18 protein-coding genes are annotated in these 23,394 nt (G+C 39.9%); 3 read left to right on the top strand and 15 right to left on the bottom strand.

The window, feature by feature from the left end; genetic code table 11:
- Positions 1–96: 96 nt before the first annotated feature.
- From V7097_RS06695 to V7097_RS06675, 5 genes are all read right to left on the bottom strand, one after another.
- Positions 97–843 (bottom strand): amino acid ABC transporter ATP-binding protein, encoded by a 747-nt coding sequence (locus V7097_RS06695; RefSeq protein ID WP_335702833.1) that lies wholly within the window; start codon positions 841–843, stop codon positions 97–99.
- A gap of 18 nt (positions 844–861) precedes the next feature.
- Positions 862–1,518 (bottom strand): amino acid ABC transporter permease, encoded by a 657-nt coding sequence (locus V7097_RS06690; protein WP_335702832.1) that lies wholly within the window; start codon positions 1,516–1,518, stop codon positions 862–864.
- 79 nt (positions 1,519–1,597) lie between these two features.
- On the bottom strand, positions 1,598–2,377 hold the full coding sequence (locus tag V7097_RS06685; RefSeq protein ID WP_335702831.1) for an amino acid ABC transporter substrate-binding protein: 780 nt from the start codon (positions 2,375–2,377) through the stop codon (positions 1,598–1,600).
- A 431-nt stretch (positions 2,378–2,808) separates the two neighbouring features.
- Positions 2,809–4,011, bottom strand: coding sequence for a PDZ domain-containing protein (locus tag V7097_RS06680; protein ID WP_335702837.1), 1,203 nt, complete (start codon positions 4,009–4,011; stop codon positions 2,809–2,811).
- A gap of 401 nt (positions 4,012–4,412) precedes the next feature.
- Entirely contained in the window at positions 4,413–5,858 is a 1,446-nt protein-coding gene (locus V7097_RS06675) for a S41 family peptidase (protein ID WP_335702830.1), read from the bottom strand.
- A 318-nt stretch (positions 5,859–6,176) separates the two neighbouring features.
- On the opposite strand from V7097_RS06675, the gene V7097_RS06670 reads away from it, so the two are divergent.
- Complete coding sequence (locus V7097_RS06670; protein ID WP_335702829.1) at positions 6,177–6,605, top strand: GNAT family N-acetyltransferase; 429 nt, start codon at positions 6,177–6,179, stop codon at positions 6,603–6,605.
- A 193-nt stretch (positions 6,606–6,798) separates the two neighbouring features.
- On the opposite strand, the gene V7097_RS06665 is transcribed toward V7097_RS06670, so the two are convergent.
- Positions 6,799–8,421: a catalase gene (locus V7097_RS06665; RefSeq protein ID WP_335702828.1), complete on the bottom strand. Its 1,623-nt coding sequence runs from the start codon at positions 8,419–8,421 to the stop codon at positions 6,799–6,801.
- Between the two features lie 347 nt (positions 8,422–8,768).
- Here V7097_RS06665 and katA point away from each other — a divergent pair, with 347 nt between their 5' ends.
- Positions 8,769–10,229 carry a catalase KatA gene (katA, locus tag V7097_RS06660; protein WP_335702827.1) on the top strand — a complete coding sequence of 487 codons (1,461 nt, stop codon included), beginning with the start codon at positions 8,769–8,771 and terminating at the stop codon, positions 10,227–10,229.
- Between the two features lie 154 nt (positions 10,230–10,383).
- Positions 10,384–10,806 carry a Fur family transcriptional regulator gene (locus V7097_RS06655; RefSeq protein ID WP_335702826.1) on the top strand — a complete coding sequence of 141 codons (423 nt, stop codon included), beginning with the start codon at positions 10,384–10,386 and terminating at the stop codon, positions 10,804–10,806.
- A 167-nt stretch (positions 10,807–10,973) separates the two neighbouring features.
- On the opposite strand, the gene ftsX is transcribed toward V7097_RS06655, so the two are convergent.
- From ftsX to V7097_RS06610, 9 genes are all read right to left on the bottom strand, one after another.
- Positions 10,974–11,867: a permease-like cell division protein FtsX gene (ftsX, locus tag V7097_RS06650; RefSeq protein ID WP_335702825.1), complete on the bottom strand. Its 894-nt coding sequence runs from the start codon at positions 11,865–11,867 to the stop codon at positions 10,974–10,976.
- Complete coding sequence (gene ftsE / locus V7097_RS06645; RefSeq protein ID WP_335702824.1) at positions 11,857–12,543, bottom strand: cell division ATP-binding protein FtsE; 687 nt, start codon at positions 12,541–12,543, stop codon at positions 11,857–11,859. Before ftsE ends, ftsX begins: the two co-directional genes overlap by 11 nt.
- 278 nt (positions 12,544–12,821) lie before the next feature.
- A complete protein-coding gene (locus V7097_RS06640) occupies positions 12,822–13,802 on the bottom strand; it encodes a nuclease-related domain-containing protein (protein ID WP_335702823.1) in 981 nt (326 codons plus the stop codon).
- Positions 13,803–14,271: 469 nt separating this feature from the next.
- Entirely contained in the window at positions 14,272–14,613 is a 342-nt protein-coding gene (cccB, locus tag V7097_RS06635) for a cytochrome c551 (protein ID WP_438824207.1), read from the bottom strand.
- Between the two features lie 56 nt (positions 14,614–14,669).
- Positions 14,670–15,536 (bottom strand): YitT family protein, encoded by an 867-nt coding sequence (locus V7097_RS06630; RefSeq protein ID WP_335702822.1) that lies wholly within the window; start codon positions 15,534–15,536, stop codon positions 14,670–14,672.
- A 208-nt stretch (positions 15,537–15,744) separates the two neighbouring features.
- Positions 15,745–20,508, bottom strand: a complete 4,764-nt coding sequence (locus V7097_RS06625; protein WP_335702821.1) for a lamin tail domain-containing protein — start codon at positions 20,506–20,508, stop codon at positions 15,745–15,747.
- A 393-nt stretch (positions 20,509–20,901) separates the two neighbouring features.
- Positions 20,902–21,711 carry a hypothetical protein gene (locus V7097_RS06620; protein WP_335702820.1) on the bottom strand — a complete coding sequence of 270 codons (810 nt, stop codon included), beginning with the start codon at positions 21,709–21,711 and terminating at the stop codon, positions 20,902–20,904.
- An 83-nt stretch (positions 21,712–21,794) separates the two neighbouring features.
- Entirely contained in the window at positions 21,795–22,136 is a 342-nt protein-coding gene (locus V7097_RS06615) for a hypothetical protein (protein WP_335702819.1), read from the bottom strand.
- Positions 22,137–22,160: 24 nt separating this feature from the next.
- A complete protein-coding gene (locus tag V7097_RS06610) occupies positions 22,161–23,360 on the bottom strand; it encodes a hypothetical protein (RefSeq protein ID WP_335702818.1) in 1,200 nt (399 codons plus the stop codon).
- Positions 23,361–23,394 lie beyond the last annotated feature (34 nt).

The following is a 23,394-nucleotide window of genomic DNA, read 5'->3' as shown; positions in this document are numbered from 1 at the left end:
GAGTTTGTCTACAGTCTGAAAAGAGAAACGGCAGTAGCCGTTTCTCTTTTTACTTGATACTATTCTGTGAAAGTCACCCCGGAAAATTATTTGGAGTTACTTTAAATTTCGGTTTAAAAAGGCTTTTGTACGTTCATGCTTTGGATTGGAGAAAATCTCATTGGGATTACCAGATTCAACAATCTCTCCCTTATCCATAAAAATCACCTTATTCGCAACTTCCTTTGCAAACCCCATTTCATGTGTTACCACAATCATCGTCATTTGCTCTTCCGCAAGCTTCCTCATAACCTGTAAGACTTCTCCTGTTAATTCTGGGTCCAAGGCGGAAGTAGGTTCATCAAACAATAGAATTTCCGGATTCATCATTAAAGCACGTGCAATAGCTACTCTTTGTTTTTGACCGCCTGAAAGGGTAGATGGGTATGCTGAAGCTCGTTCGGTTAGCCCGATTTTATCCAATAGTTCTTTGCTTCTTGCTTGAATTTCTAATGAAGACTCCTTTTTAACCAATTTAGGAGCCATTTCAAGATTTTCTTTAACAGTTAGATGAGGGAATAGATTAAAATGCTGAAAAACCATCCCCATCTTTGAAGTTATCTGCTTTATTTTGTGTGGTTTCGAATAGATGCCATCTTTAACAAGATCTTCACCACTTATATTGATACTGCCTCCGTTTACTTCTTCGAGATACACTAGGCTGCGAAGTAATGTGCTTTTTCCCGATCCGGAAGGTCCAATAATCGCTACAACGTCATTTTTATTTACTTCAAAACTTATCTTACTAAGAACCTCTACTTGGTCATATGATTTCTTGAGGTTGGATATATCAATGATAGCCACATCCTACACTCCTTATTATTAATATTTCAATCGTTTTTCAATTCCTTTAAATAGAATCGTTAAGATCATTGTCATCAATAAATAGATAATACCTGCTACAAAGAATGGAATAATTGTAAAGTCACGATTCACTGCGGTTTGGGCAAAATGTAATAATTCTGGTACCGCTACCGCGTAGAGTAAGGCAGTATCTTTAACTAACGTCACCGATTCATTTGCCACTGAAGGTAGTGCAATACGAAACATTTGAGGAATAACGATGCGTGTTGTTGTCTGCCATTTATTTAATCCAAGCACCTGAGATGCTTCATATTGACCTTTATCAATAGCTAACAGACCCCCGCGAAAGATTTCTGCAAAGTATGCAGAATAGTTTAATACAAAGCCAATCGTAGCAGCTACGAAACGGTCTAATACTAGATATTCTCCTACTACAGGTAACATAGGTAGCCCGAAACAGATAAGTAATAGTTGAAGGAGGAGAGGTGTTCCTCGCATTACATATATATATCCTTGCGCAAACCATGAAATGGGTTTAATGTTGCTTCTTACTGCTAAAGTTAGACCGAACCCGATTGGAATAGATAGTAAAATTGCGATTATAAACAAAAGTACCGTTGCTTGTGCCCCTTCTAACATGGGCATAAGTATTGAGATTAGATAATCATAAGACATAATGAGGATTCCTCCAAAAAACAAAACAGGGTTCCCACCAGGAAATCCTGTTTTGCCTATATTTCATATACCAACGTTATTATAAAACCTTATCTTCACCAAACCATTTTTTAGAAATTTCCGTTGCTGTACCATCTTCGTTCATTTCATCTAAAGCTTTTTGAAGTTTCTCAAGCAGGGGTTCATTACCTTTTTTTACACCAACCCCGTATTCTTCAGGAGCCAGGGATTCTTCTAGTACTTTAAAAGTACCGCTCTCTTTGGATAAATAATAGTTAATGACAACCTCATCAATAACAACAGCATCCAAACGACCTACTTTTAAATCATTTAAAGCTAAAACATTATCAGAGAACTCTGTAACCTCTTTTATTTTTGGTTTAATAGGACTAGATTCTAGAGCATCTGATGCCGAGGAAAGAGACTGAAGACCAACAGCTTTCCCCTCTAAATCATCTAGATTAGTAATATTTGAATCAGCCAATGTTACAATAACTTGTGCATTTTTCAGATACGGTTTTGTAAAAAGAACTTTTTCTTTACGTTCTTCTGTAATGGTATACCCGTTCCATATTAAATCAATTCTCCCACTGCTTAGTTCCGATTCTTTTGTTTTCCAATCTATAGGTTGAAATTTCACCTCTACGCCCATCTTTTCAGCAGCAGCTTTCGCGTAGTCAATATCAAATCCTACAATTTCATTATTTTCATCTCTGAACCCCATAGGTGCAAATTTATCATCGATACCTATCACCAATGTATCTTCATCTTTTGAATTCTTTGAAGTTGAATCAGAACATCCTGCTAGTATTAAAAATATCGTTAGAATGGATAGAAAAATTGTTATTTTACGTTTCATGTTTATTAAAGCCACCTTTAACTTATTAAAATGATTTTTTAAAATGTTGTACCATTTATTATTACAGTACTAGTTCATATAAAAAATGAAATAGTAGTTTACAAACCTATAAACACTTTAGTTCACTAACATATTAGAGTGATGAACTAACGATAATAAATTTATCATAAACTTAGAATTCATGTCAATGGAATTTTTTAGCGCATTAGCAGACTAAAGGATGTTTTATGATTTTATGATAAAGAAAAACATAGTGACTTGCACTTCCCTTTGATCTTCATTAGTTAACCTTTCATAATAAACACCTTTATAATAATAAAAAAGCCTAAGAGTATTATTAAATAATCTTAGGCTTTTACTATTTTATCTGTTTTCTATACTTCATTCGGACTATTTATGAACAGATTCCGGTTAATAATGAAAAATTTCAGTTACACCGCTTTATGCTTCCATCTCTTACCTTCGTTCACAAAAAGGATACCGAGTTCGTGGTGTTCGCCTTCGTATAAGGCGCGTTGCACGTAGCGGACCTCACCGTTGATGTCTAGAACATCTAGCTTACACAATGCACGATTTTTTTGCAGTGCCATGTAAAATTCTTGAACGGTTTTAACTTGAATACCGTTGACCTTTGAAATCGTCTCGCCAATTTTGATTTGCATTTTTTCAGCAGGGGATTGTGGAATAATCCCAAGAACGAGTACACCTTGGTTTTGTTGCGAAAAAATTGATTGTCTAGATTCGTCCAAGAAATAGTGCTGTAGGTAAATTAATTCTCGTCCAGCTAATGCAAAACATGCTGCGATGATTGCAATAACTGGAAACCAAATGCTTGTGACTGCTAAGACTGTAACGACGATTCCTAATAGAATTACGCGTTTTCCAACGACAGGAATACTTTGAGTCGGAAGCATGCTTTTTACCTTATGATAAAAACCGATTCCGAACGGTACTAAAATCAATGAGTAAGCTTGTCCGGACACTGTGAAAACCGGCCACCATTCATAATGTGTGGTGAGCACTTCTCCTGGCATTAGTAAAAATACCGGTGCAAGCCACAGTCTTTGCGAAATGTGGGCACCGACTGGAAGCCCTCGTTTGCTTTTTAAAAGGTCTGGTGACGTGCCGTTATGACCTTTTTTCAGAATTAGAATTCCTTCTGCTAGTAAAAGGGCGCCTAGTAAAATTACAATTGATGCTAGGCTCGTGTTGCCCATGTCGTCTAGCAATCTATTAATAAATTTATTTTCAACTGATAGGTTTGAGAGCAAAATAATTCCGAAAAACGATACTCCTAAAATATATGCTGGTGAAAGTAAGCGTGTTTTGATCGGCAGACTAAGTAATAATGTGACGAACGCGATTAACGCGATGCTACCGAATGGAATCACTACTCCGGCTGCGATTGTTACAACTGATATTAGAAGCCCAGCGAGCCAGCCACCTGGAAGGAGTGACCTTAGGTCGTAAAAGCCGTCTTCTACTCTGATATGAAATGCGCGCCGCTCACGTTTGACTCGGAAATAGCCCAAAAGTACGCAGTACCCCGCGAAATAATAAAACAATGGATGCAGAAAGAACCGTCCAATCCCTTTTGCAAATTCTAGTAACCATGTCTCAATCAATCTTTTCACCACCTATGGATATGACTTGATATGTAAAAATTTTACGTTCGATTTACTAACTTTTATTGTACCAAATACTTGACATAAAGCATACGTTGATTTTTATGGGAAAATGGTGTTGGAGGGTTTTTGTTCTCGAAACTATGGGTTAGTCCGATATCTTATGGTTTTGGGGTGATATATTTAGATTTTGAGGCGATATATTTCTAACCTCGTCCGATATCTGGCCAATTTGGGCCGATATATTCAAAATTTGTGCCGATATCCGCAAAATCTGTTAATTACTCGGCTGCTCTGATCAAGAATCGATGGGCTTTTAAAATGGTCTGATTGGGGGCCACAAGAACCGTCCCCCTGGTTCCTTTACAAACAAAAAACACCTCTCCGCTTGGGAGAGGTGCATATAGATCTTATTTAAATAAGACTTCCATTGCTTTTTTGAGTTGTTGGTCGTTCTTTTTGTCTCGGATGGATTCGATGACCTTCGCTTCGATGGCGCCGGCTGTTTTTTCGTTGATTGTGCCAGTCGCTTCTATTTCATATGCTTGTTGGAATGCTTTTACGGCAATAACGGTTTCTCCGCTGAAGTAGCCATCCTCGCGACCTGGGTCGAATCCTAATCCTTTCAGCATTATTTGTGCGTTTTTGATTTTTTCATTGTTCATGTTTTGTGTAAGCTCTTTTTCGAACTGAATTGGATTCGCGTAGAAGTAATCAGGTTGTTTCACTTCCATGGTTGGCTCAATTCCTTTTTGGTGAATCCAATTTCCGTCCGGAGTTAACCATTTGAACATTGTTAATTTAAGGTTGCTTCCGTCGCCCATGTCACGCGCTTGTTGAACGGTTCCCTTACCAAATGTTTTTTCACCGACGATGTCATAGCCACCAGCTTCTTTTAAGGCACCTGCTAAAATCTCAGATGCAGAAGCACTACCTTGGTTCGTTAACACGACGATTGGATAGTCCTTTTGTTTTTCAAGAGTGGAGAAGAAGCGCTGCTTTTCGCCGTCTCTATTTTCAATCTGAACATATGGCTTATCCTTAGTAACAAGCTGTTTTAAAATTTCCTCAACACTTTCGAGAAGTCCACCTGGATTTCCACGAACGTCGATGATCAGGCCTTCCATGCCTTTGTCCTCTAACTCACTTAGTCCAACCACGAAATCCTCCGCTGTATCATTTGCGAATGATGTGATTTCAATAACCCCGAGTTTTTTATTATTGTATTCTTTTAGGTCTGTATATACTGTCTCAATCGGAATGGTGTCACGGGTTACTTTGATGTCCATTACATCTGTTACACCCGGTCTCATGACTTGCAGTGTAACAATTGTTCCTTTCTCACCGCGGATTTTTAAAACCGCTTCGTAAAGGTCAAGGCCCTCAATGCTATCCCCATCAATTTTGATGATTTGGTCATTTGGCTTTAGACCTGCTTTTTCAGCTGGAGAATCCTTAAATGGAGCGACAATTGTAACCTTACCTTCCATCATGCTTACCTCTGCGCCAATTCCTTCAAAGGATGATTCCAGTGATTCATTGAATTGTGCTGCAGTTTCTTCATCCATATATGCAGAATACGGGTCATTCAGTGTGCTAACCATCCCCTGAATGGCACCTTCAAGTAATTGTTTTTCGTCAACCTTTTCAACATAGCTTGATAAAATCATGTTGTACGCTTGACTGATTTTAGATAGACCTTTTGTGTCTTCTTTTGTAGTACCTTCATTGTTTTGGCTAGGCTGCTGAATGAGTGATTGTTCGTTTTGATCGAGCAACTGAACTACTAAAAACGTAACACTCGCCCCTAATAGTAAGGATAGTACCATGTATAATGCGACAATTTTACGACTCAACTGTGTTCCTCCTCCGTAACGATTACAAATCCAAATGCATACCGTTAATTTTTGTAGCTTTTATGTTCTTATTCATCCTCTTCCTCAAATAGGTTCAGGAAAAGGCACCACACATGCGTTAGTGCGATGCCTTTGTATAAAAATATGTAATGCTTGTACGCTTTATGACAAAAAGAGGTAAGCACCTCATGTGCAATTGGTAAAAATATCGCTACTGTTCCATTATAAAAGTTTTTTTAGAATGAAGTAAAGGAAAATGTAGAAACTTGTGGGCGTTCGCAGTATGATAAAGGAAATCTTTTTCAAGGAGTGGTTGTGTTGGCGTATGAAATTCGTGAGTTAAAGACGATCGATGAGTGGAAAATGGCGTTCCCGGTTATGAAGCAATTAAGGACACATTTGGTGCTTGAAGAATTTGTCGGGTTAGTGACTGAAATGCAGATTCAAGGGTATAGACTGTTTGCATTAATTGATGAGGGTAAGGTTGGTGCGGTTACGGGCGTTGCACAACAGCTCAATCTTTATTACGGAAATCATATATATGTGTATGATTTGGTGACAGATGAGGCGAATCGTTCGAGAGGCTATGGTGAAGCACTTCTATTGTACATACATGAGCTTGCCCAGGAAATGGGCTGTGGAAAGGTGGCGTTGTCGTCTGGACTGCAGCGTATGGACGCGCACCGTTTTTATGAGGGAAAAATGGGATATGAACGGAAAAGTTATGCGTTTGTAAGGGAGTTGTAGGATGGAACGAGGCTAGTGTATCGGCTAAAAACTGTATTTAGCGATTAACAATAGTAAATTCTAATTAAAAACAGTACTTTTTCAGTAAGAACAGTATTTCTGGATTATCAACAGTAAATCCCGAATTAGCTCGACTAATATAGATTTTAGCAGATTCAAGCATCGGTCCCTTCCAAGACCGATGCAATTATTTTTAATACCCGTCTGTTTTTTGTCCCATGTTTTTCGATTTCTCGACTGCCTCGTCCGCTGCAGCAGAGCTTGTGTTAGTAGTATCCATAGACTTTGCGAGGCCCTCTCTTACACGTCGACCATAATCCTCGTCGGCATTTGTGAAGTACTCCAGCATTTTGTTTTGGATTTCCGGTCGGCAAACCTTTAAGTTATCTACCAAATTGCTGATGAGTTCCTCCCTTTCAGATTCCTCAAAGCTACGATACGTTTCTCCTGCTTGTCCAAAATCGTTCGGACGGTCAATTTTTTCACGAACTAGCTTGTCGTTATAATGAGGCTCGTGAATCTTGCCCTCCTGCTTTGCTTCTGTCAATCCACCAATCGTAGACGGTTCATAATTAATATGTGGATTGCCGCTCGGTGGTACATCCACATGATAAGACATCATCCCACCACGCTGGTTGGTTGCAACGCGCTTTTTCGGTGCGTTAATTGGCAGCTGTAAATAGTTCGTTCCAACACGATGCCGTTGCGTATCTGAATAGGAGAACGTCCTTCCCTGAAGCATTTTATCATCGGAAAAATCGAGTCCATCAACAAGAACACCTGTACCAAACGCAGCCTGCTCGACTTCATTAAAATAGTTCTCAGGGTTCTTGTTTAACACCATTCTACCGACCTTTAAAAATGGAAACTTATCAGTTGGCCAGAGCTTTGTATCGTCCAGTGGATCAAAATCAAGATCAGGATGATATTCGTCACTCATGATTTGCACAGAAAGCTCCCACTCCGGATAATCCCCACGCTCGATTGCTTCGTATAAATCTTGTGTTGCGTGGCTTACATTTGTCCCTTGGATTTCATTTGCTTCCTTTTGCGTTAAATTTTTGATTCCATGCTTTAGCGGCTCCCAGTGATATTTCACTAGTACAGCCTCGCCATCCTTATTCACCCATTTATATGTATTCACACCAGAGCCCTGCATTTGGCGGTAGTTCGCCGGAATTCCCCATGGTGAAAAAAGAAAGGTAATCATATGTGTCGCTTCAGGCGTTTTAGATAAAAAGTCAAACATTCTTTCAGGGTTTGATAGATTGGAGACAGGGTCTGGCTTAAACGCATGAATCATATCGGGAAACTTCATTGCATCGCGGATGAAAAAGATTTTCAGATTGTTTCCGACTAAATCCCAGTTCCCATCCTCCGTATAAAATTTAACCGCAAACCCACGCGGATCTCGTGCTGTTTCAGGAGACTCCATTGCACCAGCAACCGTTGAAAAACGCACGAAAACCGGGGTCTGCTTTCCTGCTTCCTGGAACAATTTTGCCCGAGTATACTTGGATACTGGCTCATCGCCGACCTTCCCATACGCTTCAAAATACCCATGTGCTCCTGCGCCTCTTGCATGCACGACCCGTTCTGGAACACGTTCGCGATCAAAATGCGATATTTTTTCAATAAAATCATAATTCTCTAATGTAGTAGGACCACGATTTCCAACCGTTCGGATATTTTGATTATCCGTAACGGGATGTCCCTGCCTGTTTGTTAACGAATCAGCAGATTCACCCGTGCCTAATCGGTCATCATGAGGTCCACCCACTCCTTCCACGCTACCATGATGCTTTTTCTCCTTCATGTCGCATTTCCTCCTAAATTGGAATATCAATGTAATTATTTCCAATTGTTTCTTTTCCTATGTAATTGAAAGACAAAGGAAATTGTCGAAACTTTCAACATTCTCAAGGAAGGATAAAAACATGTTCTAATTGAAAATTAATAGAGTAGGGTATACAGGTTTAGATTAGTAGTTTGGTTTTATTTTTTCTTATCCGCGAGCTAATCACTGTTATAACATGCGCAACGGGTGTTGTTTTAAACGATAATATTACTTAAATTATAATAATTATAAAAAAGTATTGATTTTTAATTTGTAGATGTTATTATAATAAATGTATTCAAAACTACTATCAAGAGGTGATCTAGTTGAGTAACAATAAACTAACGACAAGCTGGGGAGCACCAGTTGGAGATAACCAAAACTCAATCACTGCTGGTTCAAGAGGACCGGTACTAATCCAGGATGTGCACCTCCTAGAAAAATTAGCACATTTTAATAGAGAACGAATTCCTGAACGTGTTGTTCACGCTAAAGGCGGCGGTGCACACGGTTATTTTGAAATAACAAACGATGTATCCAAATATACGAAAGCGAAAGTATTCAACGATGTTGGCAAGCGTACTCCTCTATTCATCCGTTTTTCAACGGTTGCTGGGGAAAGTGGCTCAGCTGATACATTAAGAGATCCACGCGGTTTCTCGGTAAAATTTTACACAGAAGAAGGAAACTACGATATCGTCGGAAACAACACTCCTGTGTTCTTTATCCGTGATGCGATTAAGTTCCCTGATTTTATCCATACACAAAAGCGTCATCCACAAACACACCTGAAAAACCCAACAGCTGTATGGGATTTCTGGTCTCATTCACCTGAATCTCTACACCAAGTGACTTGGTTAATGGGTGACCGTGGTATTCCTGCGACATGGCGTCACATGCAAGGTTATGGAAGTCATACATTCAAATGGACAAACGCTGAAGGTGAAGGTGTTTGGATTAAGTACCATTTCCGCACTGAGCAGGGCGTGAAGTCCTTAACAAATGAGGTTGCGACAAAACTTGCTGGGGAAAATCCAGATTATCATACAGAAGATCTTTTCAATGCGATTGAAAATGGCGACTTCCCTGAATGGAAGCTTTACGTGCAAATCATGCCATTAGAGGATGCGAATACATATCGTTTCGATCCATTCGATGTAACAAAAGTATGGTCTCAAAAAGACTACCCGCTAATCGAAGTTGGCCGCATGGTATTAGACCGCAACCCTGAAAACTATTTTGCCGAGGTTGAACAAGCCACATTCTCACCTGGAACGCTGGTACCTGGTGTTGACGTATCACCTGATAAAATGCTTCAAGGTCGTCTATTTGCATACCATGATGCAGCTCGTTACCGAGTTGGCGCTAACCACCAAGCACTTCCAATTAACCGTGCAAGAGTTGATGTAAACAACTATCAACGCGATGGTCAAATGCGCTTTGATAGCAACGGTGGTAGTTCTGTATATTACGAGCCTAATAGCTTTAGTGGTCCAAAAGAAACACCAGAAGCGAAGCAGCATGCACTCCCTGTAGAAGGTGTAGCGGATAGTGTAGCTTATGATCATGACGACCACTACACACAAGCTGGTGACCTTTATCGCTTAATGAGCGAAGAAGAACGCACTCGTCTTGTTGACACAATTGTGGCTTCTATGAAGCCAGTTGAATTAGAGGAAATCAAACTTCGTCAAATTAACCACTTCTTCAAGGCAGACCCTGAATACGGAACACGGATCGCAGAAGGCCTTGTACTAGAAGTACCTGGTGAAGTTTTAGTGAAGTAAGTAAGAAATGCGGAAGCCCTGTAAAAGGAACAGCGACTAGGCTAAGCGCTGAAGCTAGACATAGTAGTTACATTTCATTTTATTCTCACATATAATAGGTATCCGCCAACCGGATACCTATTCTTTTAAATATATAAAAAAGAGGTTGGTAATCGTGCAAGAACAAATAGCAGAACTCATACCCTTTTTAAAAGAACGTGGATTACGCATTACACCTCAACGCACATTAATCTTACAGACTATCCTTTTCTTGAAAGGTCATCCAACTGTGGAAGACATTCATCGCCAAATACCACATATTAGTCTTGCCACCATATATAACAATGTCAATCTGTTTGTTTCGTTACGAATTTTAAAAGAACTACCCTATGGCAACGGGTTGAGTAAATATGAACTCGCCAATCAACCGAATCACTATCATATTTTATGTGAATCATGTGGGGAAATTATTGATTTTAGATACCCAACTCTCACCCAAATCGAGCAAGTTGCCTGCAAGCTAACCCAGTTTAAAATTTACTCGCATCAAATGGAAGTATACGGGCTTTGTCAATCGTGTCAGAAGAAAAGCAGGTGATTTTTTAGATGCCAAAACAAATCTGTCCAATCTGTAAAACGGAAATCAAAATACTAAAACATAGCACAAGCTGCGAATGTGGGATGAAATTAAAGAAAGGCAAAAACACTCTTGCGGGGTAGTATTGGTTCAAAATGCACAAAAAGCACACCTAGGTGTGCTTTTTCTTATACTTTTAAGAACTTTCGAACAGACATTAAACTACCCCATACTCCGATAAATGCACCAACTAGAAGCAGCAGCCCCGTTACTTGGAATGCAAATGGATTAAATGAGAGGAGCTCTAGGAATGTTCCATTCAATTGTGGTTGAATCAAATTGTACAAGAAATTGTAGAAGCCTAAAATAATTCCAATTGGAATAATCGAACCAAGAATTCCAAGGAATAAGCCCTCTAGGAAAAATGGCCAACGAATAAATGAATTTGTTGCTCCAACTAGCTTCATAATCTCAATTTCTCTTTGTCTCGCAAAAATCGTAATTTTTATTGTATTTGAAATTAGGAACATGGCGGTGAAAAGAAGACCAACGATTAGGCCGATTCCAATGTTACGTGATACGCCAACCGAACTAAAAATCTTTTCAACTTTGCCTTTTCCATAATTCACACTGTAGACATTTTCCATTTTTTCTATCTGCTCGGCAACCTTCATGATCGCTTGAGGTTCCTTCGTTTTCACAACGAACACATCATGAAGTGGGTTACTTTGCTCGTATAATGCAAAAATCTTTCCATCTTCACCAAAGCTATTGATCATATTATCAAGCTCTTCATCCTTGGAGGAGAAGGTTACATCTCCAACCTCAGGTATTTTTACGATTTCCGCTTTTAATGCATCCTGCTGTTCCTGTGTTGACGTTAACTCCATGTGAACACTGATACGGACGTCTTTTTCAAGTGAAGTCGCCATGCTATTTAAGTTCATCATGATCACTAAAAATACACCTACAAGGAGTAGTGTTACGGTCACGGCGCTGACAGATGCAAATGTCATCCAGCCATTACGGCCAAGGTTTTTTGCACTTTCTCGTAAATGACGGAAGAAGGTATTAAGCTTCATAACCGTAATCACCCCTTACTTCATCACGTGCAATCTTACCACTTTCAATCGCGATAACACGCTTTTTAACGGTATTAACTATTTCTCGGTTGTGCGTAGCCATGATTATGGTCGTACCACGGAAATTGATTTCTTCAAAAATATTCATGATTTCCCAAGATGTTTCTGGGTCAAGGTTTCCTGTAGGCTCGTCCGCAATGAGCGCACCAGGAGAGTTTACGATTGAACGTGCAATTGACACACGTTGCTGCTCCCCACCGGAAAGTTCATCTGGTAAAAAACGTGCTTTGTGCTTAAGACGAACAAGGTCGAGCACATCCATCACACGTTTCTTAATATTTTTCGGATTTTCTTCGATTACTTCAAGAGCAAATGCTACATTTTCGAATACAGTTAGTCGTGGTAAAAGCTTGAAGTCCTGGAAAACAACCCCGATATTTCTTCGTAGCATAGGAACCTTTTTTTCCTTTAGTTTTCCAAGGTCGACACCGTTTATGACAATTGAACCCTTTGTCGGCTTCTCTTCGCGGTACATCATTTTAATAAAAGTCGACTTTCCCGCTCCACTTGGACCGACGACATACACGAACTCACCTTGATCGATTTTTACATTTATTCCATTAACGGCCATGACGCCATTCGGATATTTTTTATAGACATCCTTCATTTCTATCATTACGAATCACCTATCATCGTTTTTTTATCCCTCGTCCACTGAAAGTATGCCCCCCACCGGATCAATGGGAGATGTTAGTTATCTATCAAATGAAAATAGAAGCGCGAATGCCATTTTGGACATACTTGCGCCCCTATTAAACTATGCAACTTGAAATTATAAGTCAATATAAACTAGATTTCACTGCTTTTTTCATTATAACATCATTATTCGTCAAAATACGACTAAAAATATTACATTTTCTTTTCATGGTATATAGGTTGCGATGAGGATAGGGTTCAGATGGTGGTGTGTAAATAATGGAATTGGGGGAGGTGGTAGGTTCTTCCCTTGTTTTCTCCTACTTTATCAAGATTCATAGATTTTAATAGTTGAAATGCTAATTTTCCGGATGATATTTGTAAAAAATCCCTCAGTTCTTCATTAGTTATTGTAGATTTTATTAATAACTCGTAATCTTGGAGTGACTGAATAAATGCGGTTCTGGATTTTTTACAACAACTTTCACAGTACCAATATCCCCTCTTCCTTTCAATCGGTAAGGTAAGACAATCTGGGCAGTGGACCCCATTTCTAATCTCATCTTTTTGTATAGCAAATTGAGTTAGGAGATCTGGTCGTTTAGGTGTGTGGTGCTTTTCAATCGTCGCTGCTATTTTCTTCATCTCCTTCATCGTCAACGTTTCTTTCGTATGTCGCTTTTCAATTTTCTCAAATGTAAATGGGAGATTTACGCTATGCATCACTTTTGTGAAGATACTTGGTCTTGAGGCTTTAATAATGGTTTTTGGATCACTTATGATGACCAAAAATTCAATTGGTAGGATTGGAAGCTTCCGCTGAGTGAGCCAGTATCTTAATTGGCGAGAATGCCGTTTGGCTTGTAGGATTGGATTCGGCATACCTTCTTCTTCATTGTTTAGGGTTCGAATCATTTGATTGGATTCATCCTCAAAATAAAGGGTTCCTGCCATGTTCTTCACTTCTAGGATTAAGATAAAATGTGGTGTAATGATGAGTGTGTCGATTTGGAAAAAGGATTTACCGTCTGGGAGTCTGATGTCGTGTAAAATGAGGAATTCGGGTGTATCGATGAGTTCTAAATAATAATTTATGGAGAGTTCACCTCGGTATCCTTTCTTTCTTTTGGCCAATTCGACTTGGAGTTGTTGAATTTTCGGATGATCAGGCTTTAATCTTCTGATTAGTGCTACAAGGATTAAAATTTCAATTGGGATTGTTCTGGCTTTTCTTATCAAATATATCTACTCCTTTCATTTTTATTTAAAATTCGACAAATTCATTGGATTTCCTGCAAAATTTTTAATTAGTGGTTGAAGCTTTTGTGTGTTTTATTGGATATCGACCCGAAATTTGATTATATCGGCCCATGTTTCAATTTTATCGACCCATAATCCGAATATATCGGTCCAAGTTCCAATTTTATCGACCCAAAGTCAAAATATATCGGTCCAAATCAATTCCAACCCCTATTAAAAGCCTTCCGGTTCGTCCGGAAGGCAGACTATCTAATGAGTTTTATTGGATATCGACCCGAAATTTGATTATATCGGCCCAAGTTTCTATTTTATCGACCCATAATTTGAATATATCGGTCCAAGTTCCAATTTTATCGACCCAAAATCAAAATAAATCGATCCAAACCAATTCCGGCCCATATTAAAAGCCTTCCGGTTCGTCCGGAAGGCCCAAAAACAATCTAATTACTTATTTTTTCTCAGCTAACCATGAAGCAACTGCTTCTTTATCCGCACCTTCAATGATTCCACCAGGCATTCCGCCTTGACCATTCTCAATGATGTCCGCAATTTCGTCTTGGCTGTACTTAGAACCAATCTTTGAAAGATCAGGAGCTCCAGCACCGGTTAAATCTGCACCATGACAAGATGCACAGTTTTGTTGTGCGATTTTTTCAGCACTAGCGGTAGTAGCCCCGCCATTTTCACCTGCAGGCTCGTTTGCCGCATTGTTGTCGTCCCCACCACCACATGCTGCAAGAGCGAATACAAGCGCAGATCCTAATAGAAATCCAAATAGCTTACGTTTCACAGAATTTACCCCCATGTAATAAATTTTTCCATTATACAACCCTTATTATACCCCTTTTATGCTTTTTTAAAACCCTCACCTAATACCTCTGAAGCGTCCATTACGACGACAAATGCAGATGTATCAATGGTTCGAACCACTTGTTTCAATTTTGTGAACTCTTTCTGGTCAACGACGCACATGAGCATTGGGCGTTCATCATCGGTGTATCCCCCATATCCAGAGAGCTTTGTTACCCCTCTGTCCAGCTTGTCAAAAATCTCCTGTCGCACTTCATCCTGATTGTTCGTAATAATGAGAGCCATTTTCGAATTTCCTAGACCAACCTGTACCAAATCGATTGTTTTGCTTGTAACAAAAAGTGCAATCAGTGCATAGAGTCCACTCTCAATATCGAAGACGATCGCAGCAGTTAAGACGATCAGACCATCAATGAAAGCGACACATTTTCCAAGGGAGATTCCTGTATATTTATGAACAATTTGAGCGGCAAGGTCTGTCCCACCTGTCGACGCATTACCCCGGAATGTGATGCCGAGTCCCAAACCGATTCCTATTCCGCCAAACAAAGCACCAAGCAATGGGTCGAGTGTTGCGGGTTCCAGATTTCTTGAAAGATAAACAACAAATGGTAGAAAAAGAGTGCCAATTAACGTCCGGGCACCATATACCTTTCCAAGAAAAATGACGCCTGCAATGAACAAAGGGATATTAAAAGCCCACTGAACATAGGCTGCTTCCCATCCAAAAAGGGAGTTTAGAATCGTACTAATCCCACTCACACCGCCAGACGCAACCTTGTTCGGTAACAAAAACAGATTAAATGAAAGAGCCACCGTGGCCGAACCAAGTAGTATGTATATGAATTCCTTTACCTGTTGAAGTGTTGGATGTACTTCGTGCTGACGTTTTCTTCTATTCATGAAAATACCTCCGTATACAATCATGGCACTTTAAAGCCTATGGCAGTATATCATGGCTTCAAAAGCAAGTAAACGCCAGCATAATAACGTGGTAAAGCAACAAACTATACACCTACAGCTTTAGTTTGTAACGATAAATGAATAATTATTACGAAAAGGAACCTGAAGGAGAAAAAAGAGCCATCTCGGGCCCTTTTTTCATTGTTTCTTATTTACGAAATGTCCAAATATCAGAAACTGTCCTGCCTGTGTATTTGTCCTCGACTACGGTATACCATGAGTAAGAACGATTGCGTTCCAATCCTTTCCATACAGTCTCAGCGATTTTTCCGCTTTGCGCCTTAGCAGTGCCGATGACATGATCGGTGTAGACATTTACCGTAAAGTAATCCGTTGCGACTCGTTTTGTGACTGGTGCTAAATCCATTTCAATCACAAATTCATCTTTTTCCGGATATGCATCTGGGTTGTAAAAATTATAATCGTCAAGATACGGTGAATACGTATTAACCACAATTCGATTGTTATCTTGATCAAAATGTAGCAGCCTCATGTAGCCTTGGCCACCCTCAGGTCCAGCCTGATAATCTGCCAGCATTTGTGTCACAGTACGATCAGGTGTGCCATCACCGTTATCATCAATTTCATCGACCAATGTTTGCGCCTCATGGTAATGACCGCTCAACACCGCAATGACATTTTTATTCGGTACAACAATTTCGTTAAAAAGTTTGTCACCAAGGGGATGCCTAGTGCCAGTCGCAAGCATGTATTCATGGAAGTTTAAAATTGCCTTGCGATCTGGGTGGGCAGCTAAAACATCATTTACCCACTGGATGCCCTCGTCCGTCACACCCCAGCCGAGGTACACCATAATAAAATCATTGCCACCAGCTGAAATTAAATCATAGTGACCACGATTGTTTAGATAGGAACCACCATAATACGGCTTATCCTTAAATCGATTTTCCCCAAAATACTTATAAAACTGGGAATAATCATTACTCACTTGATCAACATCGTGATTTCCTGCAAGAACTCCATATGGAATGTTGTTATCATCAAGCACTTTCATATATTTATCTGCATTGTTCCATTGATATTCCTGCGTCGATTTATTCACTAAATCACCTGTATGGAACACATATTTAATTTTGAGCTGATCCTGCATTTCGGCAATCCACTGCGTTTGTCGCTCAAAAATATATGGGTAGCTCTCTGAATAAAATTGGGTATCTGACATCCAGACAAAGGTATAGTCATACTCATCTGGCGAGCTAGGAATTTCATCTTGAACAATCACATTTATTTTAGAGTCGCGTGCATAGTCGCCTACGTTGACATCTCCAGTCAGTTCAAAATCCTCTTTACCCGCTACTTTATAATCAACTAATGTCCATTCTTCTGTACTGTGGTTCCAGGCATACATTGAAACCTTTCTACCCTCAAGCGAATTTCCTTTCCATAAAAGCTCTACTCGGTCTTTCTCATCAAGTAAAGAATCTACTGTGACTTCGAATCGATGGTAAGGGAATTGTGTGTCAGAATCAGACACCAAATAGTTGCCGTCTGCTTTTGAAACAAGCGAAGTATCATCAGACGTAAACGGCTGCTCTCCTTCAGGAATCATTTCTTGTGGCGGCTCAAAATCACCTGCATTTTTAAAACCCTTCACACTTGAATTCACATCGTATTGATGAGCTTCATAAAACGTTACATCGAGCTTATCCTTCGTTGGGTCCTTCACCTTTACCTGTAAAGTCGGGTCACCATTAACTTTGGCATTTAATTTTGGTGAGACAAGCTCTGGTTTATTTGGGTTTTCATCGGCAACTTCAAAATGAAAAACTTCCTCTTTTAGATTTCCTACTTTGTCAGTTGCAACAACCTTGAGCTCATGTTTACCACCTTCAAGCTTTGAAGACGCTGTTTCAAACGGAACTTGAATTTCCTCACCATCTAAGGTGACCGTCACTTTTTCAACACCAGAAAGCTTATCCTTCACATCGACATCGATTGTAAAAGCACCCTTGTATGCTTTCTTTTTCAGATTCGTTTTAATATCGGGTGCTGTGTTGTCTACTATAACTTCCGAGCGGACCTCTTCATCTGCATCTTGAACAAGGACCTCGTGCTTCTTGTCTTTAATAGAGGTCGTATCCCATTTATAGGTTAAGGAGTGTGCTTCCTTTTCCGTAATCGTAAACGTAAAATCAACGAATGGATTGTTATCATTCATTTTCAGGACACGTGCTGGGTCGCTGTAGTTCGGATCTTTGATCACCGTTCCATCCGCTAGAACTAGACGAACGTTTCGTAAATCATAGTCATCTCTGTTTTCTGCGGACCCGAGATCAAATGGTGATGCCTTGTTACCGGAACGAACGGTTATCGTTGTGTCGCCAACTGGAAGTCGTTCTGACTCAATTGGAATGCTGAATGTTTTCCATTGCGTGAGCCAATCTTTATCCATCACATATAAAACTTCTTCGCCCATCGTAACGGCGTTTTGGAAATACGTATTCAGTCCATTTACCTCAAACGCAAAATACGCCGTGTGTTCAAGGGATGGATTTACCCCTTCCGTTACTTCATTGCCATCAATCAATAGCTTCATTTTTTCTGGAGAGTCTACTGCAGAAGTCGCCTTGATGATTTTTTCCCCACGAAGCATTTCTCCATTTTGCAGATTGAGTCGTAGGCTGGATTGATCAAGGTCATTTGTAATGGTGACGCGATAGCTCTCACTAGTTACTTCATTACTTCCATCTGAAACTACGAAATAATAATCCACATACTTATGACCGATTAAATCAGGTGAATAGACCGTGTGATGATAAAGAAGATCATCGTAATTCTCTTGTAAAATCGCTTCGCTATATTCATCCTGATGGTCAATTTTATAGAACAAACGGACAGATTTGACTTCCTTGTCGTCTGTTACGTTTGCCACAATGTCGATATTGTCCTTCTGGTCCACCTCGGTTGTTTTCGTTAGGTTTTCAATTGTTGGTGGTACTGTGTCTTTTTCAATTTGTACAGGCTGACTTGGTACCTGGAAGCCTTCCACTTGACCTGGAGTCGCATCCAGGATGCTCACTTTTTTTGAAAGAGTGGATTTATTGGTTGGATAGAGATAGACAATTCCTTTATTTGCAAAGGTGTCATCGACGTTCGGTTCATCGTTATAATAAGCCACCGAAATCTCTTTATGTGTATTCGTTCCAATCACAAGTCCACGCATGCTGCCGTTTGCCATACCATCACTGTAGATGCGAACAATATTCTTGTTTTCAATCAAATTGGAGCCATAGTTGGCATTAAAATCAGCAACCGTTTGTCCACCATTTTGGGTATTGATAATCCAAAAGACAAGCGTTTCCCCTGCCGGAATTACGACATCCTCAGGGATAGACGGCCAGACAACATCTGTTCCGGGGTCTGTGCCGTATCTGTAGTACATTTTATAGTCTTTAAAATTGATCGCTTCACTACTGTTATTGTAGATTTCGATAAATTCATATCCGTCAGCTGTCCCTACATTCGTTGAATCAGGAACAAGCTCTGTTACAAGCAAATGAGGGATTTTTGTAAAATCAACCTCTGGCTGCACGACCTGAATCGTGTATTCGTCTGTTTTTTCTGTATTTACACCGTCACTTGCTTCGAGATAATAGGTGATTTCTTCATACACTTGGAAGCTTGGAATTTCCGCAGTATAGGTTTGCTCGTTTGGACTCATTGGTATCGCCGTGAATTCACTCGTGTCACCAATTTTATAAAAAAGCGTCACACTTGGAATTGCAAGATTATCCGTTACATTTGCCTCGATTTGAATTGGAGTCAGAGGCTTGCTACTCGTAATTGGTGAATGTGAAATCACAGGTGCTTCTGTGTCCTCAGGCACATCCGGAAGATTCACTGGAGTTTCTGGAACCTGTGTTTGCTGGATCTCACCTGGAGTTGGCTGTGATAACACTTGGTGTTTCACCATTTCTGTGCCTGTTGCCGGATATTTGTAATCAACAACTGCTCCTGTATTATCGGTTTCCCCTGCCAGATAGCTAGCAGAAATGATTTCTGTTCCTTGGTGGTTTTTAATGACTAGGGCACGATTGCCGCCATTTGCAAAACCAGGAAACACATCAGTAAACTGGACTACTTTATCCTCTGGTAATTCAGTTCCAAAATTTGCATTAAAATCAGCTAGTGTTCTGTTACCGTTATTAAACCAAAAAACAAGAGTTTCCTGTGGTTTAATGGTGGTTGCCGGGATTTGAAATGGCAATTCGTTCCCGGTGTCGGTATAGCGATATGTAAACGTGTAATTTGTTAATGTTTGAGGTTGATTCGTATTGTTGTATACCTCAAAATACTCGTAATAGTCTGTTCCAGCACCCTTTGAGTTTGGTGAAATTTCAGTAACGAGAAGGTGTGGAAGGCTATCAAAGTTTACCTTCGTTGGTTGAGCTGACTCCTCCTGTTTAGTTTGTTGCTCTTCAGCAATAGGACTTTCTTGTGCTGATGATTCTGAAGTTTTCGGACCAGCTTCCGTTGTTGATTTTTCTTGAGTTTCAGGATTTGCCTGAGTTGCTGGGTCATCCTGCGTTGCTTTTTCATCTTGGGTTTCAGGCTGATGTTCCTGAGTTGCTGGATCTGTCTTGGTTGCTTGTTCTTCTTGATTTGCAGGTTCTTCCTGAGCTTCAGGTACTTCCTGGGTAATAGGCTCATCCTGAGTTTCAGGTTCTGTCTGGTTTGTTGGTTCTTGTGAAGGCAATTCTTCCCCCGGTGGTGTTTCTCCCCCAGTTGGTTGGTTCGTCTTTTGCTGTGCTGAATTGTTTACATGATTATCCTCCGCAAATACCATTTTCGGTCCTAATGTAAGACTTACATTTGACAGTAAAATGTTTAGGGTAAAGAAGACAATCAATCCTTTTTTCAGCTTGTTCCTCACTCGTTTCCCAAAAATCATTTCGCGTTCCTCCCGCAATTTTTTCCTTCAATGTAAATCTTATCTGTATACTGTTAATAGCTTGTAAACTAAAGGTAAAAAATATGATAAATTTGGAAGTAATAGGTAAAAAGACTCATAATCCGATTGTTAAAATAGTTCGGATTTACTACTCCTAATCAAATACGCATTGGCGTATTTGCGCCAGATTTTTTTCGAGTCTGCTCGAAAAATTTCCTTTGAAAAATCGTGGCATCCGCCGGAGGCTTTAACTTTATTCAGTCGGTGTTAAAACCCTCTACTAAATTGTATACTCTTTCAATATCATCACCCACTTACATAAGTGGGGACTTTTACTGATTAAAGTTAAAAAAAGACGACGGTAAAAGTCATCTTTGGTTTCGGAAAATGATTTTATACTTCAACTGCAGTAGCCACTGTTCCGACAGCATCGAGCATTTCGTTCCATTCCTCATATGAATTTAATTTGATGTGGACCGGCTTTTTACCATCTTCCACGTATTCCACGATCCACATTCCTCTTTTTGAAGGTAAAAAGAAGACAATATTTGCGAGAAGAAAATCGCCTTCTATATTTGGAATTTCAAAGTGTGAAATATTATAAAGCGACCATTCGTGTTCTTCTAGGTCCTCGATGAATAAATTGAAGCTCTGTTCTTCAGTCGCTGTGAACTTTGCTTTTTTCCGGACCTTTGTTGTTTTTGATTGGTCACTTAGCCAATCAAATGCTTCGTCAGTGAGGTAGAATTCGTGTGTTTCTGCGAGTTGGATGCCTGCGTTGTCAAATTCGTAAAAATCCTTTATCGCAGTCGGAATTTCTTCATTTGATAATAGCGCGAATTCATGCATGATGTCTTCCGCGATGACATGGGCAAGCCAAATATCTTCTTCAAAATGGTGAATCATTAACACGCTTCGGCCTGAGAGATTCGAGCAACGAATCATCCATTTAGATTCTACATATTTTTTAATAAAAATTTGCATTTCGTCGCTTAATGGATGCTCATCCTCCCCAGTTTTATCAGGATCCCAAAGCGACTTGATCACCAACTGGTGAATGGTTGAGTCCATGATTGCATCCCATTCTTCGGGGGACTTTTCTCCGTACGAAGCCTCTGCAATCCCTTTTGCCACTGCTGGGTATCCACAAACTGAAACCAACAATGCTAATTCCTCGGTCGTACATGTTAAAGCATGATTCATGTTTTGTACCTCCTTTTGGTTTTGATTGATGTTGCGCTACTCATATAATTTCACTCTACTTAATGAGCAAATTTTCAAGCAACCTACAAAAACAACGCATGCAGCGACGCTTTGATAATGTAATAGATAATCATGAACAGGATTCCCATCCCTAGTGTGATGACAAGCATGAGTAGTTTCCTAGCAATCCACGAGTACTTGCTTAGTTTTGTATAAATAAATGGACCAAGCCCGAATATAAATAGGGTGACAAAGGTAAAGAATTTGAGTAATGGATTGTTTGTATTTCTAAAAATCCCTAACTCTACGTAATCAACCATGACGTTTCCTAGCAAGATGGTTAGTAGGCTTAAGCCTACTTGAAGTGAGAACCACAAAGCTAAAATGGTTGTGATTGTTTCAATTATTTCTGCAGTATTATACATAATTTTCATCCTATCAAAATCGATTTATTTAAACCAACTGCTAACTGAATTGAAGATTGATTTCCCAACGTTTTCGATCGCACCACCAATTTTTTGCCCAACGTCTTTAATGACATCGCCGGCTGCTGAACTTGCAATTCCCCCGGCAAGCCCACCGATGGCTCCCCCAACAACAATACCAACAGGACCACCGACGCTTCCAATCATGGCACCTGCCTTTGCACCAACGGCTATTGCACCAATGTCTGTAACGATTCCAGCAGTAGCTCTACCAACTTTTTCACCCACCGATAAATTAGCATTTTTGGGATCAAATACCTCTGCAGTATTCGCTCCAAATGAGACAAGCCCTCCAATGAATGGGATACGTTTAGCGACAGCCGTTAATCCTTTTGCTTTCGCTACGTTTTGTACCACATCTTTTGCCCCAATTGTAATCCTCTTATGAAAACGCCCCATTAATGTAGTTCCATGCATGGCTGCGTTCACGTTTTTCGAGAAGCCTGCAGCATGTTTTAAGAGTGCAGATGGATTATTATAGGAGCTTATAAAGGAATGGGCTACTTTTGAAATTGGATTTGTAGGCGTTGACCGTGAAAAGTCGCGTATAAATTTCGCCATTTTCGAACTATACCCTGTTCGACTCGTCCATGAAGGATTTGCAGTTACCGTGAATTTATATTTACCGGTAAATTTTTGCCCCCATGTAGGTTTTCCACCTACATAAGTAACTTTAAGGTTTCGAGCTAAAAAAGCAGAAGTTCCCACAGATAAAAGTTGTGACCCAACAACCGCGATGTCCCCCATACTTAGCCCTGTATTTACAGTACCAAAGTACGAAAGTATTTTGTGCACGAGTGACGATGTATCCTTGTTAGAAGATTCAACCTTTTTTCCACCTGATTCTGGAATCGCCGGTTTCAACGTCCGAGCTGCCTCCATCGTCATAAACGTGCCGTTTAAGTAACGTTCTGTTGACGAATAACGAGTTACTGCTAGATTTAAAAAGGCCTCTAGCTTTTTTACTTTTGCTTCCAATTGTTCGATTGATCGACTTGCTTCAGTTAGTTGCGGTCGTATAGAGGTCCTAGCCAAAATTCGATAATCAATGGAGTTTCTGACAGACGACACGCCTCCCTCAATCGAGGACAATTTTGAACCAATAGACCCAACCTGGGGACTCATTCCTATAACTTGATTAGGGTTAATCATAATTCTAGACAAAACTACCCCTCCTTTGATTCTATCAAAATATTTT

The sequence above is a fragment of the Bacillus sp. JJ1562 genome (assembly GCF_036962705.1).
GTDB lineage: Bacteria > Bacillota > Bacilli > Bacillales > Bacillaceae_L > Ferdinandcohnia.
This window is presented reverse-complemented; position numbering and strand designations above follow the sequence as displayed.

What these genes read in the sequence shown, in the direction of transcription:
- V7097_RS06690 (WP_335702832.1), bottom strand. Translation starts at nt 1,518, where the DNA reads ATGTCTTATGATTATCTAATCTCAATACTTATGCCCATGTTAGAAGGG.
- V7097_RS06685 (WP_335702831.1), bottom strand. Translation starts at nt 2,377, where the DNA reads ATGAAACGTAAAATAACAATTTTTCTATCCATTCTAACGATATTTTTA.
- V7097_RS06665 (WP_335702828.1), bottom strand. Translation starts at nt 8,421, where the DNA reads ATGAAGGAGAAAAAGCATCATGGTAGCGTGGAAGGAGTGGGTGGACCT.
- ftsX (WP_335702825.1), bottom strand. Translation starts at nt 11,867, where the DNA reads ATGAAGCTTAATACCTTCTTCCGTCATTTACGAGAAAGTGCAAAAAAC.
- ftsE (WP_335702824.1), bottom strand. Translation starts at nt 12,543, where the DNA reads ATGATAGAAATGAAGGATGTCTATAAAAAATATCCGAATGGCGTCATG.
- V7097_RS06630 (WP_335702822.1), bottom strand. Translation starts at nt 15,536, where the DNA reads ATGAATAGAAGAAAACGTCAGCACGAAGTACATCCAACACTTCAACAG.
- V7097_RS06625 (WP_335702821.1), bottom strand. Translation starts at nt 20,508, where the DNA reads ATGATTTTTGGGAAACGAGTGAGGAACAAGCTGAAAAAAGGATTGATT.
- V7097_RS06620 (WP_335702820.1), bottom strand. Translation starts at nt 21,711, where the DNA reads ATGAATCATGCTTTAACATGTACGACCGAGGAATTAGCATTGTTGGTT.
- V7097_RS06615 (WP_335702819.1), bottom strand. Translation starts at nt 22,136, where the DNA reads ATGTATAATACTGCAGAAATAATTGAAACAATCACAACCATTTTAGCT.